The sequence below is a fragment of the Pseudomonas hefeiensis genome (genome assembly GCF_030687835.1).
GTDB lineage: Bacteria > Pseudomonadota > Gammaproteobacteria > Pseudomonadales > Pseudomonadaceae > Aquipseudomonas > Aquipseudomonas hefeiensis.
The window spans coordinates 5,072,878-5,088,142 of the sequence record NZ_CP117449.1 but is presented as its reverse complement, the minus strand read 5'-3'; the positions used below and the strand labels follow the sequence as shown (position 1 = coordinate 5,088,142).

Genomic DNA, 15,265 nt, shown 5'->3' with positions numbered 1-15,265 from the left:
GCCGGCCTGGAGTTTTGCGGTCACTGACCGGCACCGCGCAACTTCCCATGATTGACCAAGGAATTCATTTCATGTTCTGGACACCTCCTGTTCACGCCCTGTTGTCGCCGATCACCGGTGACGACGGGGCGCAAATCGAGCAGCTTCAGCTCAAGCCGCTGTTCTACGTCGCACAGAAAGACGCCCTGGCCCGTGCCGGCGACGATGAGGACGACCAGTTTTTCGAGCTGGCCAAATTGGCCACCGGCCTGTCGGTCAAGGAGCTGGATCAGCTCAAGCGCCCGGACTACGTGAGCATTGCGCAGTACGTACACGAAATGTCGACTCGTCCGGCGTCGTACTTCTTGGGGCAGGTCGCTGAAGCTGAAACAGAGTCGGACGACCCCGACCAGGTACAACTGCTCCAAACGCTCAACGTCGCTGGCCGCAGCCTGACCTCGCTGACCCTGGAAATGCCCGTGCTACGAGCGACCAAGGCGATGAAAAAACTGAAGACGGCCAAGGAACGCGCCGAGTTCATCACCGCCCATTGCACCGGCTTGATGATTCCCGATCTGGACCTGCTGACCGTGCCTGACTGGACACAGCTTCAGGTACGCATCGACGATTTTTTAAACAAACCGGCGGACTTCTTTCGGAGCGCGACATCGAAGTGATCCTCGATGTGGTGCCGCTCATTTACCCGATAAGTGAAGCGGAAATTCTGGAGTGGGACGTCGGCAAGGCATTACGTCGTTACGACATCGCGATGACTCGCCTTGGCGTGAAACAGGAGTAGAGCGGGATGGCGGACGATAGATATTCGCTCAAATACGCAGCCTTTAATGAGAGTGGACTGGCGTTCGGTAATACCAGTCTCACGAGTGGTGTGTCAGCGCAAGGTGCGTTCGCCGGGGATCAGCTGTCGAGCCTCGATCTGGTGCTGGAAAAACTCGGGCTCAAACTCGGGTTGCTGACCACGGCGATTGAGTCGCTGACCGTGAAACTGTCGGCGCAACGATTGTTCTCCCAAACGATGGGCGCCGGCGCCAAGGGTGAGTCAGCCAGTGAGCCTAAGGGTAAGTCGGGTGGCGGTATCGAACCACCGGTGCTGCTCAAACCTGCGATAGCGATGGATTCGGCCATGGCCGATCTGAAAAAGGCCACCCAATTCGGGCCGCGCCAGATTCAACAGGTGGCTGAGTCAACCCAGCAGATCGCCACCGCACCGCTGGTGGCGGCCGGGGGCACCACGGCGGTTGAAGTGGTGAGGATGCAAAGCCAGGCGGCCAGGAAAGGCATCGGTAGCGATGTGCACGATGCCTCGGAGCGACAGTTGGTCCTGTCGAATTTCGCCTCGGATGCTGGCGTCACCGCGGCGGCGTTCGAGATGCCGGCCATGAAGGCCGCCGAAATGCTGGCCGACTGGCGCATCTCCATGAAGCTCAGCGGCGCGCAAGCCTTTGACTTGGCGGATGCCGCCAACCAATTGGGCAAATTACCCAATGGTGCGAAAGCGGCTGAGATCGGTGCGGTCTTGCAGCGTGACGGTGCGGCTGCGACGACGGCGGGCCTGGCCCCTGCACAAGCCGCCGCGTTGACGGCGGCATTGCTCAATACCGGTACCCAACAAGCTGAAGCCGGGGTGGCGCTGGATAGTTTCACAACGGCCTTGGGCAAGGGTGACCAGACCTCCGCCACCGAGCAAACGGCCTGGAAACAGCTGGGTCTGGCGCCCACGGCGGTGGCGAGCGGTTTGCGTGACAAGGACACGGTGTCTGGCACGGTGATGACGGTGCTGGCGGCCTTGAACGCGCAACCGGCCGAAAAGCGCTCGGCCCTTGCCGGCACGCTCTTCGGCAATGGCGATGAGGCGGTGCTGCGCATGGCGCAGAAACTGCCTGATGTGAACGCAGCCTTTTTGCAGGTGAAAGACCCAAGCCAATATGCCACGTCGCAATTGGGCAACGACGGCTCGGTGCGGCAGGACGCGTTGGCTCTGTCGAAAACCCAACAAGGCCAGTTGAACATCCTCAATGCCCGTAGCGAGCGTTTGTCGGTGGCTACGGGAAATGCCCTGATGCCTTCGGCGGATACCTCGTTCCAGTGGCTGGGTTCGCTGGCCGATGGCATGAGTGAATTGGCTGAATCCTCCCCTAAAGCCACCGCTGCAATTGTGCTTGTTGCCGCGGCGATCAAACCGCTGGTGGGTGTGCTGCTCAAGGCCGTAGTGGATGAGATGTCCAGTCAGGTGGCCAAGCGGGTGTTAGGTAGGGCTGCCCCGCACCTTCCCGGCCGATTGGGTGAGGTGATCTCCGAAGACTTCAGGAAAAAACCTCGTGCGAAGAAGCTGGATACAAGCAATGCCAGCCAGCGTCCCGAATCCACGAGAAGGCCGAAAATACGGGTGAGTACACGAGGCTCGCGGGGGACCGTCGGGCGTTCCTCACTCGGCCCAACGGCCTCATTGCGCTCGATGACGCGCAACGCGCCTGGGCCATTAAAAGTGGTCGGCGCCGTCGCTGATGTGACCGAGGGTGTGCTTACCGGCGACAAACGGATGATGGGCGCAGGCCTGGGAGCCGCAGGTGGCGGCTGGGCAGGCGCTGCCGCAGGGTCCGCGGCCGGTGCCGCTTTGGGCAGTGTTGTTCCGGTGGTCGGCACTGCTATTGGTGGCCTGATCGGCGGGCTGCTGGGCGGTTGGTTGGGGAGCGATGCCGGGGCGTCTCTGGGCGAAAAACTCGTCGCACCCACTGACAGACTCGCCGCTCCAGACCAGGTCAGCAAAGACCTGACCAGCACCCCGACCGCCACACAACAAAACACCATGACCGCAAACATCTACATCAACGGCCAGGACCAGGCCAGTGCCAGTCAGTTAGCCAACCTGGTGGTGCAACAGCTCTCGGGCCAGTTCGGCCTGACAACCATGCCTAACTCACTGGCCATGCGCAGTGACGCGGCCCTGACTGACGGAGGTACGTGATGCGCCAACAAATGGCACTGGGCAGTTTCATTTTCGGTCTGTCCAGAAACTTCGCTTACCACTCCCTGGTCCGCACCTCGGACGGCGGTTGGAAAAGCATCGACATCCTCACCAGCAAACCCAAATCCAGCCAGGTGGGTCAAGGGCTGCAAGGGCTGACGATCACCGGCAAGTCGATGTACGCGACCGCCATGGATCGACTCGATGAGCTGCGTGCATTACAGGCCCAGCGCATTCCGGTGCCGTTGGTTGACGGCATCGGCCGCAACTGGGGGCTGTGGCAGATCAGCAGAGTGTCGGAAACCCAGACCGAGGTCATTGATGACGGCACCGCGATGGTGGTCGGCTGGGTGATTGAATTGACGGAGTTCGCCAATGCGTAGGGTTCGAAGTATTGCCGGTGATTCGGTGAATCTGTTGCTGTACCGCGAACTTGAGCGTTGTGACGATGCCGCCGAAGAGGCGCTCTGGCGACTCAATCCGAAACTGGCCGAGTGGGGTCCGGTATTGCCGGCGGGGGTGTGGATTGTCCTGCCGGAAGTGGATCTACAACCCGTCGCACCCACACCGGTTTCGGCCTGGGATTAAGGAGGCAATATGTCACTGGGTTTCACGCCAGCGGTGGAAATATACGGTGCGAACGCGGCGCTGCTCAACGAACGCTTGCTCAGTTGGACGCACATCGACGCGGCGGGGATCGAGTCCGATCAACTGACGCTCACCATCAGCCTGGAAGGGCTTGAAGGGTTGCCCAGCCTGGGCGGGAAAATCGGCCTGCGGGTCGGCTATCTGGAGTCGGGGCTGGTGGATAAAGGCGAGTTTGTCGTGACCCGGCGTACGCCGAGTCTGTTTCCCTTGCGCCTGACGCTTGTCGCGACGGCAGCACCGTTCAGTGCGGCCGATCAGACCGGTTTCAAGCAACGCCGATCCGCCAGCCATGGGCCGACGACCCTGGGCGCGCTGTTTCGTCAGTTGACCTCCAGGCACGGGTTTTCCCCGCGTGTGGCGCCGGACCTGGCGCTGATAAAAATCGAGCACATCGATCAGTCCAACGAAACCGACATGGGTTTTCTGACGCGACTGGCTCACCGTTATGACGCTGTCGCCAAGCCGGTCAACGAGTTGTATGTGCTGGCGCGCCGGGGGCAGGCGAAATCTTTGTCGGGCAAAGTCCTGCCAGAGACAAAGTTGTCGGTGACGACGAATAACCGCCCGGGCGATAACGCCTTCATCTCCGCCGTCCTGGATGACACCGCCCGGGCAAAATACCAGGGCTGCAAGGCCAGTTGGTGGGATGCGGCGGCAGGAAAAATGCGGGTCGAGGCGAGCGGCATCGCGCCGTTCAAGACCCTTCGCCAGCGCTTTCAAAGCGCCAACGATGCCCGCGCCGCCGGAGAAGGCGAGGTGCGGCGGATGATGCGCGAAGCCCTCAAGGTGGCGATCGAATGCCCCGGCAATCCAGGCTTGTGCGCCGAAGGCATCGTGCTGCTGGACGCCTCCTGGCCGGACTTCATGCGCGGTCGCTGGTCGATCGACAAAGTTATCGCCAGTGGCGACCGGGAAAAAAGCTATCGCAGCAGGATTGATGCGACCTGCCTGGATGCCAGGGCCTAAACACCACTCCCACAGTTCTGACTGCACCTTCCATACAACTGGAGCCCCCAATGAAGGTCACCCCGATCCTCACGCAACTGCGTGAGCAATGTCGTGCGTTAGGCAATCGCGTGGTTGCAGGTTTTGACGTCGCCACGTTGCAATTGCTTTCGATGAACTGACCCATGGAAGTTACCCAACAACAACTCATCAACATCATGCCCAACGCCCGCTCCCAAGCGGGCGTTTTTATTTCCGCGCTAAACACCGCGATGTCCAGCCATCGTATCGACACGCCCAAACGCATTGCCGCGTTTCTGGCCCAGGTTGGCCATGAATCAGGGCAATTGCGCTATGTGCGCGAGCTTGGTAGTGATCAATATCTCAGCAAGTACGACACGGGCTCGTTGGCCGTTCGCTTGGGCAACACACCCCAGGCCGACGGTGACGGCCAGCAATATCGCGGTCGCGGGTTGATTCAGATTACCGGGCGAGACAATTATCGGCGTTGTAGCCTGGGTTTGTTCGGCGATGAACGACTGTTGGCGTTGCCGCAACTGCTGGAGCAACCGCAATGGGCGGCTGAGTCTGCCGCCTGGTTCTGGAATCAAAACGGCTTGAACGAACTGGCTGATCGCGATCAGTTCAACAGCATCACCCGTCGCATCAACGGCGGTTTGAATGGCTTGCAGGATCGTCTGCAACTTTGGGCACGGGCGAGGGCGGTGTTATGTCAGCCTTCGGTTTGATGCCTTTTTCTTCTCGCGCCCTTGGCGTCGCTGTGTTGCTGGCGTTGGTGGCCGGCGGCACGGCGGCGCTGGCGTGGCAAGTCCAGGCGTGGCGTTATGAGCGGCAACTGGCGCAAGCGGCCCAGATCCAGGCCCAGACGCTGAATCAAATAACCCAGGCGGCAGCGATTCAACAAAAGGTCGAGCAAGACAAGCGCCTGGCCCTGGAACAGCAACTCTCCGCCAGCGAACAATCCCATTACCGAGCCTTGAGCGATGCCCAACGTGATCAGGATCGCTTGCGCGATCGCCTTGCTACTGCCGATGTCCGGCTGTCAGTCCTCCTCGACGCCGACGATGTTGCCGCCGGTTGTGCAGTGCCTGCCACCGCCAGCACCGGCGGCGTGGATCATGGCCCCCCACGCGCCCGACTTGACCCGGCGCATGCTCAACGAATTATCGCCATCACCGACGAAGGGGATCGCGGATTGATCGCTCTGCAAGCTTGTCAGGCCTACGTCAGGGCACTGGGTCGATGATCCGGCGAGCCTTGCAAGCCTGCAACGCTCGTGTACGGTAGGGCCCTTGCATCGAATCAGGAGAGCATCATGGATGACATTACCGAGCTGGCCGCTGAACTGGGCCGACGCCTGCAGCGGGTCAATGCCCATGTGACCACGGCCGAGTCCTGTACCGGAGGCGGGATTGCCGAGGCGATCACTCGTATTCCCGGGAGTTCGGCGTGGTTCGAGGCGGGTTATGTCACCTATTCCAATCGCCAGAAGACTCAGCAGTTGGGTGTGCCGGCCGAGTTGTTCGCAACGGTGGGGGCGGTCAGCCGTGAGGTGGTCGAGGCAATGGTGCGGGGCGCGCAGCAAAAAAGCCTGGCGCGGTTTGCCGTGGCGGTCAGCGGCGTGGCCGGCCCCGATGGCGGCTCGCCGAACAAACCGGTGGGTACTGTATGGCTGGCCTGGGGCGTTGGCGAAACGGTCATCAGTGAGCAGCTATTCTTTGCCGGCAACCGCGACGAAGTCCGCCGACAAACGGTGAAGGCCGCGCTAGAGGGGCTGCTGCAACATGTCGCCGCAGAAATCTCAAATCAGGGGTAGGCGATCCTCAATCGCTGTGGAATAATACTGGCTACTTATACAGGTGTTGGCCGTCAGGCCTTATTGATTACGTGAGGACTTTAATGGACGACAACAAGAAGAAAGCCTTGGCTGCGGCCTTGGGTCAGATCGAACGTCAATTCGGCAAGGGTGCCGTAATGCGTATGGGCGATCAGGACCGTCAGGCTATTCCTTCCATCTCCACCGGCTCCCTGGGCCTGGACATTGCGCTTGGCATCGGCGGCCTGCCAAAAGGCCGTATCGTTGAAATCTACGGTCCTGAATCTTCCGGTAAAACCACGCTGACCCTGTCGGTGATCGCCCAGGCTCAAAAAGCCGGTGCGACCTGCGCCTTCGTCGATGCCGAACACGCCCTGGACCCGGAATATGCCGGCAAGCTGGGCGTTAACGTCGATGACCTGCTGGTTTCCCAGCCGGACACCGGTGAACAGGCCCTGGAAATTACCGACATGCTGGTGCGTTCCAACGCCGTTGACGTGATCATCGTCGACTCCGTGGCTGCACTGGTACCAAAAGCGGAAATCGAAGGTGAAATGGGCGACATGCACGTGGGCCTCCAGGCTCGTCTGATGTCCCAGGCCCTGCGCAAGATCACCGGTAACATCAAGAATGCCAACTGCCTGGTGATCTTCATCAACCAGATCCGTATGAAGATCGGTGTGATGTTCGGTAGCCCGGAAACCACCACCGGTGGTAACGCGCTGAAGTTCTACGCTTCGGTTCGCCTGGACATCCGCCGCACTGGCGCGGTGAAAGAAGGCGATGAGGTTGTCGGCAGCGAAACTCGCGTTAAGGTTGTGAAGAACAAGGTCGCTTCGCCGTTCCGTCAGGCGGAGTTCCAGATTCTTTACGGTAAGGGTATCTACCTTAATGGCGAGATGATCGACCTGGGTGTGTTGCACGGTTTCGTCGAAAAATCCGGCGCCTGGTATGCCTACAATGGCACCAAGATCGGTCAGGGCAAGGCCAACTCGGCCAAGTTCCTGGCAGACAATCCGGAAATTGCAGCGACCCTCGAGAAGCAACTGCGTGACAAGCTTCTGAGCCCCGTTGCAGACGTCAAGTCAGTGGCTAACCGCGAGACTGCAGACGACCTGGCTGACGCTGACATCTGATCGATTCGATGACCGTCGTTCTCGATACCCTCGTCGCGGTGCGGCGAACTGCAATGGACCTGCTCGCCAGACGCGAGCACGGTCGAGTCGAGCTGACCCGCAAACTGCGTCAGCGCGGCGCTGCCGATGAGTTGATCGACACGGCCTTGGACCGTTTGACGGAAGAGGGCTTGTTGTCGGAGTCCCGCTACCTTGAGAGCTTTGTCTCTTATCGCGCTCGCTCTGGATACGGCCCCTTGCGAATTCGCGAGGAGCTCGGTCAGCGTGGCTTGCAGCGCCCGGATATCGAACTGGCCTTGCGCGAAAGCGGTATCGATTGGCAGGCGCAATTGACGGACACCTGGCGCCGCAAGTTCTCAGGGCATTTGCCTATTGATGCAAGAGAGCGAGCCAAGCAAGGGCGTTTCCTGGCATATCGAGGATATTCCATGGAAATGATCAACCGTTTGTTCAGCGGTCGCGGCATGGACGACTAAACAAAAACGGCCCGCTATTTTGATAGCGGGCCGTTTTTTTATGGGTTCAGGTCACCTTGATCGGCTCCCAGGTAAGGGGGTGGACCTTGGTGGCGGGCTGGGCCCAGTTTTCCGACAGGTTGATGTAATCCACCAGCTCCCTTAAACGACCGTGATCGCGGGCATTGAAGGTAAAGGCCAGTCGGGTCAGATGACTGAAATGGGCCTCGTCGTGCTCCTCGCCGGCGTAGGCATGTTGATGAAAACAATCGTTGAGGCACAAGTCGGCAAACTCCGCCTGCAAATGCCCGAGGGCCTGCTCGTTCAGTTTGTGATTCATACGGATCACGAATTGATGTTTGAGCCAGCGGCTGGAGTGGAAGTTGCTGTAGAACTGATTGATCTCCTCCACTGCCTCTTGAGCGCTGTACACCAGGCGCATCAACTTCATATCGGTGGGCAGGATGTAGCGGTTTTCCTCCAGTTGCTCGCGGATGAAGTGCAGGGCGCCTTGCCAGAACTTGCCCCCTGGTACATCCAGCAGCACCACCGGCACCAGCGGGCTTTTACCGGTCTGCACCAATGTCAGGACTTCCAGCGCTTCATCGAGGGTGCCAAAACCACCCGGACAGAGCACCAGTGCGTCGGCCTCCTTGACGAAGAACAGCTTGCGAGTGAAGAAGAAGTGGAACGGCAGCAGATTTTGCGTGCCTTCAACGGTCGGATTCGCATGCTGTTCGAAAGGCAAGGTGATGTTGAAACCCAGGCTGTGGTCCCGGCCAGCGCCTTCGTGGGCGGCTGCCATGATGCCACCGCCGGCACCAGTGATGACCATCATGTCCGAGCGTGCCAACTCCGCCCCCAGTTCCCGGGCCAGGCCGTACAGCGGATGCTCGATGGGCGTTCGGGCCGAACCGAAGACCGTGACCTTGCGTCGACCCTTGAATTGTTCGAGCGTGCGAAAAGCGTGCTCCAGTTCCCGCAGGGCCTGCAGCGTGATCTTGGCATTCCAGCGGTTGTGATCTTCCTGGGCCATGCGCAGGACGGTCAGGATCATGTCGCGGTAGATGGGGAGGTTCGGGCTGTTGGGGGAGACCAGGTTGAGTTGCTCTTCGACCTTGCGGGTGAGGTCGTGGCCATGGCTCTCAAAATGACGACTCAGCAGGTCATTCGGTTTATAAGGCATTCAGCTTCTCCTTCTTGACAGAACCCTGGCCCGAACGAGAGATTCGTCAGGGCCACGACACTCCGTGTGTCGTCGTCAGTCCAGGGCAGTGCCTGGATGTTCGGCCTGGCTCGGCGCGGTGTACGACAGGCGATCAAGCCATCCTGCGGGTTCTGCGTTTCCCTTGTATGAAAGAACTATCACACGCAAGGTATCGGCAGGGGCAGCCTCGTTCTGCCCAAAGCAAGAGAGATACTTTTGAATCTAGACCCTCGCGCGGATTTTCGCTGCCCCCGATCATGGCGCTCAAAAAACAACGTTGGCAACCGCTCAAATGCCATGCCGCTCGTCAGATTACCTACCTGGTGCGTGACGCTCTGATTTACTGATTAGCAAGGATTCAATGCAATGGTGCGTCCGGGACTGGACGCTACTCGACGGATTGAAGCGGATCGGGCATGGAGGCGGGACTGATGACCAGGGTAACGTTGGAACTCGACAGGCAGCTGTACCTGACGCTGTTGGAAGCAGCTCAGGCTAATCGGGTAAGCCTTGAGGAGGAGTGCTGCCGCCGGCTGGAAGGCCGAGCGTGGCGCTCGCGTTATCTGCAGGCGCTGGTGGCGGAACTGCGCGCCGACGATGAGCAGCGGCGCGCAAGTTCGGGTTGATTACTTCTTGGTTTTGGCCGGTTTCGGGCAGTCCGACTCCTGGAAGCGCTCGGACGCGATGGGGCGATTGGTCTTCACTTCGGTGAACTCGTAGCGCATGGTCGCGCCCTTGGCCATCAGCTTGCGCAAGCCTGGGTTGGTACACACCGTGGCGCCCAGCTGGAAATAGACGGCCTTGGGATCGGCACGCATTTTCTGGGCGTGGCTGCTTTGCACGCTCAGGTGATTGATCAGCTCAGTGCCTTCTACGGTATAGCCCTGATCGAGTATGTCTTCGTTGATTGCCCGAGGCGTGCCGGCGCTGCTCTGCGCGGCCACGTTTTGCAGCATCTTATTCAGTTCGAGTTCTTTCAGCGAAGCGGCCTGTGCAGTGACGGACGTCGCCAGCAGCACGGCAACGGTGGGGACGATAAGGCGCAGCATGAAACTCTCCTGGTTCAGTGACTGGTGGTTCGACCGGTCACATGACTGTGCGTTCAGTGGCGGCGAATTATAGGGTAGGCCACGTGGACGGTACAGGTTTGCGCGCTCTGGTAGACTGCCGGCCTTTATCCTGCCGAGTCTTGTACGTGTCGAGTTTTCCTGTCTGGCGGCGTCGCCTGCGATGAACCATGCCCCTAACGCCGTAGCCCGTCTGCGCGACCAGCGCATCGATGAAGGTATCAAGCCGATTCAGGCCCGTGGCTGGCGTGCGCCCCGTTGCAGCGCGTGCCGGGTGATAGAGAGTCATTGCCTGTGCGCCTGGCGTCCGAGTGTCGAGGCGCGGTCGGGTGTCTGCCTGATCATGACCAACAAGGAAGTGTTCAAGCCGAGCAACACGGGTTGGCTGATTGCCGACGTGGTGCGGGACAATCACGCTTTCATCTGGTCACGCACCGACGTCGACGAGCAACTGCTGGCGTTGCTCAACGACCCGCAATGGCAGCCGTATCTGGTGTTTCCCGGTGAGTACGTCGAACCCTCTCGGGTCACACACACCGTCAACCTCGATCATGACAAGCGTCCGTTGTTCATTCTGCTGGATGCGACCTGGACCGAGGCGCGCAAGATTTTTCGCAAAAGCCCGTATTTCGACCGTTTGCCGATTCTGAGCCTGCTGCCTGACAGGCTGTCGCGCTACCGCTTGCGCCGTTCGACTCGCAGCGAGCATCTGTGCACTGCCGAAGTGGCGGCCTTGTGTCTGGAACTGGCCGGGGACAGTGGCGCTGCGTCGGCCCTGGATGCCTATTTCGATGTGTTCAGCCAGCATTATCTGGGCGCCAAACGACAGCAGGAGGTGGATGTGTCCACTGCGGCCCACGCCGAGTTGCAGCCCTTTATTCGTACGCCACAGCCAGTGTTGGCTTAATAGTGGCGCATACTGAACACGCCAGCGGCTGCGCTGCTTGACCACCCCTGTTTCGCTGGGCATGCTTGGCGCCGATTAGGGTACGGCCAAGGTTTGAAACGCCGTGTTTTTACGTGTTGGCGTTGAACGTACCCCGTTGATGCCGCTGCATGCCGGTATCTTGAGTTGCTTGGGCGAGGCGTGAGTGCATCGGGCCTGCCATTAAAAACAGGATCATTTGAATAATGGCCACATACGAAATCCTGATAGCCGATGACCATCCACTCTTTCGCAGCGCGTTACATCAGGCGGTGACCATGGGGCTTGGCCCGGATGTCCGTCTGACGGAGGTGGCCAGTATTGCGGAACTGGAGGCCCGGCTGACTGAAAAGGCCGACTGGGATCTTGTACTGCTGGATCTGAATATGCCGGGTGCCTATGGTTTTTCCGGGCTGGTGCTGTTGCGCGGCCAATACCCGCAAATTCCCGTGGTGATGGTCTCGGCCCAGGAAGAAGCCTCGGTGATGGTCAAGGCCCGGGAGTTCGGGGCCAGTGGTTTCATTCCTAAATCCAGTTCCCTTGAGATGATTCAGGTAGCCGTCAAGGCGGTCCTGGATGGCGATGTGTCCTGGCCTCCCCAGGCATTCGAAGCGGTGAGCGTGTCCGACGAAGCCAAGGCCGCCAGCGAGGGACTGGCCAGCCTCACCCCGCAGCAGTTCCGAGTGTTGACCATGGTCTGTGAAGGTCTGCTGAACAAGCAGATTGCCTATGAGTTGAGCGTGTCCGAAGCCACCATCAAGGCCCATGTCACTGCAATCTTTCGTAAACTGAATGTGCGCACCCGGACCCAGGCGGCCTTGCTGCTGCAGCAACTTGAGTCTATTTCACCGCAATCGTAGCGTCTTGTTCACGCTTTTTTGACCGGGTTTGAATTAGCTTCTCCACTCCTTTTGATCAGTTGCCCACTCTATGTCGCCTTTTAAAGGCCAAACCGGCCTGAAACGCATCCTCAACGCCTCTGGCTATTCTCTGGATGGCCTGCGCGCGGCCTTCGTCGGTGAAGCCGCGTTTCGTCAGTTGGTCTTGCTCAACGTCATCCTGATTCCATTGTCGTTCTTCCTGAATGTCAGCCGTGTCGAGCAGGCGCTGCTGATTGCGGTCTGCCTGCTGGCGTTGATCGTGGAGTTGCTCAACTCAGCGGTGGAGGCGGCCATCGACCGCATTTCCCTGGAACAGCACCCGTTGTCGAAAAATGCCAAGGACATGGGCAGTGCCGCTCAGTTTATTGCTTTGACAATGATTGCCTTGGTGTGGGGCCTGGTGCTGCTCTAGTGTCTTCAGGCAATGGCCGGCAGGACGATTTCGTCGCTGCGCTGCACGCCAGCGGTAAACGCCCGGCACAGCTCGAGGAATTCGCGCATGGCCGACGTCTGGTACTTCTGTTTATGCCAGATGAAATAAAACTGCCGGGCCAGGTCCATGTCCGGGGTTTCCACCGCTACGAGGCTACCGCGCCGGAAGGCGTCGCGCAGGGCCAGGCGGGAGATGCAGCCAATCCCCAGGCCCGATTCCACGGCTCGCTTGATGGCTTCGGTGTGTTCCAGTTCCAGACGCACGTTCAGCGCACTGCGATGGTGACGCATGGCCTGGTCGAAGGTCAGGCGGGTGCCGGAACCTTGCTCTCGCAGAATCCACGCTTCATGCGTCAGCTCCTCCATGGTCGCCTGGCCGCGTTTGGCCAGCGGATGTTGAGGGGCGCAGAACACCACCAGCTCATCCTCGACCCAGCTCTGGACCTCAATGTCCGGATGGCTGCAGTCGCCTTCAATTAGACCCAGATCAATTTCATAGTGGGCAACCTGGTGCACGATATTGGCAGTGTTTTGCACGTGCAGCTTCACCTGGCTTTCCGGATGGCGCTGCATGAAGCTGCCGATCAACAAGGTCGCCAGGTAATTGCCGATGGTCAGGGTCGCGCCGACCGCCAGTGAGCCGAAACCGGACTTGCCGTTGAGCAGGTCTTCGATCTCCTTGGACTGGTCCAGCAATGCCACCGCCTGGGGCAGCAGTTGTTTGCCCAAGGCATTGAGACTCAAGCGTTTGCCGGCGCGGTCGAATAATTGGCAGCTGGACTGACGCTCCAGTTCGGTGATGGAGGTGCTGGCCGCCGACTGCGAAAGATTGAGCAGGCCCGCGGCACGGGACACGCTCTCTTGCTGGGCGACGGCGACGAAGACTTGAAGTTGACGGAGAGTAAATCGCATATCGATATAACCGATAACCCTTATCTTAATAATTCATTTAACAGATATTGTCGCCGCCATTAGAATGCGATGCAATTGCGCAAATTAACGACGCAGGCATCATTCCCAGGAGTCCCCGTACATGAGCAACATGAACCACGAGCGTGTCCTCAGTGTTCATCACTGGAACGACACTCTGTTCAGCTTCAAGTGCACCCGTGATCCGGGCCTGCGCTTCGAGAACGGTCAGTTCGTGATGATCGGCCTGCAACAGCCCAACGGCCGCCCGCTTATGCGCGCTTACTCGATCGCCAGTCCGAACTGGGAAGAGCATCTCGAATTCTTCAGCATCAAGGTACCTGACGGCCCGTTGACTTCCCAGTTGCAGCATCTGAAGGAAGGCGACGAGATCATCATCAGCAAGAAGCCCACCGGCACCCTGGTGCTGGACGATCTCAAGCCTGGCAAGCATTTGTACCTGCTCAGCACCGGCACCGGCCTGGCGCCGTTCATGAGCGTGATCCAGGATCCGGAAACCTACGAGCGTTTCGAAAAAGTGATCCTGTGCCACGGCGTACGTTACGTCAATGAAGTTGCCTACCGCGAGTTCATCACTGAACACCTGCCGCAGAATGAATTCTTCGGCGAAGCGCTGCGTGACAAACTGATTTATTACCCGACCGTGACCCGCGAACCGTTCGAGAACGAAGGCCGCCTGACCGACCTGATGCGCAGCGGCAAGCTGTTCCGCGACATCGGCCTGCCGCCGATCAACCCGCAGGACGACCGCGCCATGCTGTGCGGCAGTCCGAGCATGCTCGACGAGACCAGCGAAGTGCTCAACAGCTTCGGCCTGACCGTTTCGCCGCGCATGCGTGAGCCGGGTGATTACCTGATCGAACGGGCGTTTGTAGAGAAGTAAGCCTGTTTGGATAAGTGTGGAGTGGGGTGTCAGCCAACATAGTCGTTGAATGTTGGACCGCTTTCGCGAGCAAGCCCGCTCCCACACTGGATCCCTGGTGAACACAAGATTCGCGTTCACTACGATCCAATGTGGGAGCGGGCTTGCTCGCGAAGAAGGCGACTCGGTCCAACAGTGGCCCCCATAAAGAAGCCCGCGCTACCTGAAGAAGGCAGCGCGGGCTTTTTCGTTTCTGGCGGTTACGATTTCGCGGGAATAACTTCCAGCACCTTGATCACCCCCGACTGCGGATAATGCCAACGCACGTCCAGATCCCAGAATTGCGCACCATATTCCCGTTCGGGCGTAGGAATCTGGTACGCCGGACGTGGGTCTTGGGCCAGGCACTGTTCAATCAGCTCTACCAGGGGTTCTTCCAGGCGCTTGGCGTGGTCGCGGGCCTGATGCAGGGCAGAGCTGGCCCATCGCACCGCAATCAGCTCAGGCGCTGCGCTGGCGATGCTGTTGTGCGCCGAGCCGATGATGTCTGCGTAGGGCACGTAGGGTTTGATATCCAGCACCGGGGTGCCGTCCAGCAAGTCGATACCCGAGATCCACAGCCGACCGGCTTCGACCCGTTCCAGCTTCACCACCGATTGGCCGATGCCATTGGGGCGATGAGTGGCGCGGGTGGCGAACACCCCCATGGATTTGTTGCCGCCCAGACGCGGCGGGCGCACTTTCAGCCGTGGTTTGTCTTCCAGGGCCTGGTGGAACAGGAACAGCAGCCAGACATGGCTGACCTGCTCCAGGCCCTGCACGGCGTCGCCTTGATCGAATGGCGCCACCAACTCCAGCACACCGCGTGCGGCCGGGGCCAGTTGCGGTTGGCGGGGAATGGCGAACTTCTCCTTGAAGCAGGAGCGGACGAAGCCGATGGGGGAGACGTTGTAGGTCATGGGTTGGGTCGAGGCG

Annotated in this window: 19 protein-coding genes; 15 read left to right on the top strand and 4 right to left on the bottom strand. The window is 59.6% G+C overall.

What is annotated here, in order from left to right:
* Positions 1 to 71: 71 nt before the first annotated feature.
* From PSH57_RS22880 to recX, 10 genes are all read left to right on the top strand, one after another.
* Positions 72 to 656, top strand: a complete 585-nt coding sequence (locus tag PSH57_RS22880) for a phage tail assembly protein (protein WP_305385717.1) — start codon at positions 72 to 74, stop codon at positions 654 to 656.
* Positions 657 to 784: 128 nt separating this feature from the next.
* Entirely contained in the window at positions 785 to 2,965 is a 2,181-nt protein-coding gene (locus PSH57_RS22875) for a phage tail tape measure protein (protein ID WP_305385716.1), read from the top strand.
* Complete coding sequence (locus tag PSH57_RS22870) at positions 2,965 to 3,348, top strand: phage tail protein (RefSeq protein WP_305385715.1); 384 nt, start codon at positions 2,965 to 2,967, stop codon at positions 3,346 to 3,348. Before PSH57_RS22875 ends, PSH57_RS22870 begins: the two co-directional genes overlap by 1 nt.
* A complete protein-coding gene (locus tag PSH57_RS22865) occupies positions 3,341 to 3,553 on the top strand; it encodes a tail protein X (protein ID WP_047230001.1) in 213 nt (70 codons plus the stop codon). Before PSH57_RS22870 ends, PSH57_RS22865 begins: the two co-directional genes overlap by 8 nt.
* A gap of 9 nt (positions 3,554 to 3,562) precedes the next feature.
* Positions 3,563 to 4,579: a contractile injection system protein, VgrG/Pvc8 family gene (locus PSH57_RS22860; protein ID WP_305385714.1), complete on the top strand. Its 1,017-nt coding sequence runs from the start codon at positions 3,563 to 3,565 to the stop codon at positions 4,577 to 4,579.
* A 164-nt stretch (positions 4,580 to 4,743) separates the two neighbouring features.
* On the top strand, positions 4,744 to 5,307 hold the full coding sequence (locus tag PSH57_RS22855) for a glycoside hydrolase family 19 protein (protein WP_305385713.1): 564 nt from the start codon (positions 4,744 to 4,746) through the stop codon (positions 5,305 to 5,307).
* The gene (locus tag PSH57_RS22850; RefSeq protein ID WP_305385712.1) at positions 5,289 to 5,825 is read left to right on the top strand and encodes a lysis system i-spanin subunit Rz; all 537 of its coding nucleotides are present in this window, start codon (positions 5,289 to 5,291) and stop codon (positions 5,823 to 5,825) included. Before PSH57_RS22855 ends, PSH57_RS22850 begins: the two co-directional genes overlap by 19 nt.
* Before the next feature lie 69 nt (positions 5,826 to 5,894).
* Entirely contained in the window at positions 5,895 to 6,395 is a 501-nt protein-coding gene (locus tag PSH57_RS22845; protein ID WP_305385711.1) for a CinA family protein, read from the top strand.
* 83 nt (positions 6,396 to 6,478) lie between these two features.
* On the top strand, positions 6,479 to 7,531 hold the full coding sequence (recA, locus tag PSH57_RS22840; protein WP_047230023.1) for a recombinase RecA: 1,053 nt from the start codon (positions 6,479 to 6,481) through the stop codon (positions 7,529 to 7,531).
* 8 nt (positions 7,532 to 7,539) lie between these two features.
* On the top strand, positions 7,540 to 8,007 hold the full coding sequence (gene recX / locus PSH57_RS22835; RefSeq protein ID WP_092401050.1) for a recombination regulator RecX: 468 nt from the start codon (positions 7,540 to 7,542) through the stop codon (positions 8,005 to 8,007).
* 46 nt (positions 8,008 to 8,053) lie between these two features.
* Here the strand turns inward: recX and PSH57_RS22830 are convergent, their stop codons facing one another.
* On the bottom strand, positions 8,054 to 9,172 hold the full coding sequence (locus PSH57_RS22830; protein WP_305385710.1) for an LOG family protein: 1,119 nt from the start codon (positions 9,170 to 9,172) through the stop codon (positions 8,054 to 8,056).
* Positions 9,173 to 9,624: 452 nt separating this feature from the next.
* On the opposite strand from PSH57_RS22830, the gene PSH57_RS22825 reads away from it, so the two are divergent.
* A complete protein-coding gene (locus tag PSH57_RS22825) occupies positions 9,625 to 9,819 on the top strand; it encodes a hypothetical protein (RefSeq protein ID WP_092401045.1) in 195 nt (64 codons plus the stop codon).
* Here PSH57_RS22825 and PSH57_RS22820 read toward each other — a convergent pair whose 3' ends face one another.
* The gene (locus PSH57_RS22820; RefSeq protein WP_305385709.1) at positions 9,820 to 10,242 is read right to left on the bottom strand and encodes a PA3611 family quorum-sensing-regulated virulence factor; all 423 of its coding nucleotides are present in this window, start codon (positions 10,240 to 10,242) and stop codon (positions 9,820 to 9,822) included.
* Between the two features lie 181 nt (positions 10,243 to 10,423).
* On the opposite strand from PSH57_RS22820, the gene PSH57_RS22815 reads away from it, so the two are divergent.
* The 3 genes from PSH57_RS22815 (at position 10,424) to PSH57_RS22805 (ending at position 12,478) form a co-directional block, all read left to right on the top strand.
* Positions 10,424 to 11,167 carry a tRNA-uridine aminocarboxypropyltransferase gene (locus PSH57_RS22815; RefSeq protein ID WP_305385708.1) on the top strand — a complete coding sequence of 248 codons (744 nt, stop codon included), beginning with the start codon at positions 10,424 to 10,426 and terminating at the stop codon, positions 11,165 to 11,167.
* A 224-nt stretch (positions 11,168 to 11,391) separates the two neighbouring features.
* On the top strand, positions 11,392 to 12,045 hold the full coding sequence (gene erdR, locus PSH57_RS22810; RefSeq protein WP_305385707.1) for a response regulator transcription factor ErdR: 654 nt from the start codon (positions 11,392 to 11,394) through the stop codon (positions 12,043 to 12,045).
* A 70-nt stretch (positions 12,046 to 12,115) separates the two neighbouring features.
* Complete coding sequence (locus PSH57_RS22805; protein ID WP_305385706.1) at positions 12,116 to 12,478, top strand: diacylglycerol kinase; 363 nt, start codon at positions 12,116 to 12,118, stop codon at positions 12,476 to 12,478.
* Between the two features lie 5 nt (positions 12,479 to 12,483).
* On the opposite strand, the gene PSH57_RS22800 is transcribed toward PSH57_RS22805, so the two are convergent.
* Positions 12,484 to 13,410, bottom strand: coding sequence for a LysR family transcriptional regulator (locus PSH57_RS22800; protein WP_214915496.1), 927 nt, complete (start codon positions 13,408 to 13,410; stop codon positions 12,484 to 12,486).
* A gap of 121 nt (positions 13,411 to 13,531) precedes the next feature.
* On the opposite strand from PSH57_RS22800, the gene fpr reads away from it, so the two are divergent.
* On the top strand, positions 13,532 to 14,311 hold the full coding sequence (gene fpr, locus PSH57_RS22795; protein WP_003184787.1) for a ferredoxin-NADP reductase: 780 nt from the start codon (positions 13,532 to 13,534) through the stop codon (positions 14,309 to 14,311).
* Between the two features lie 239 nt (positions 14,312 to 14,550).
* Here fpr and tsaA read toward each other — a convergent pair whose 3' ends face one another.
* The gene (gene tsaA / locus PSH57_RS22790) at positions 14,551 to 15,249 is read right to left on the bottom strand and encodes a tRNA (N6-threonylcarbamoyladenosine(37)-N6)-methyltransferase TrmO (protein ID WP_305385705.1); all 699 of its coding nucleotides are present in this window, start codon (positions 15,247 to 15,249) and stop codon (positions 14,551 to 14,553) included.
* Positions 15,250 to 15,265: the final 16 nt, after the last annotated feature.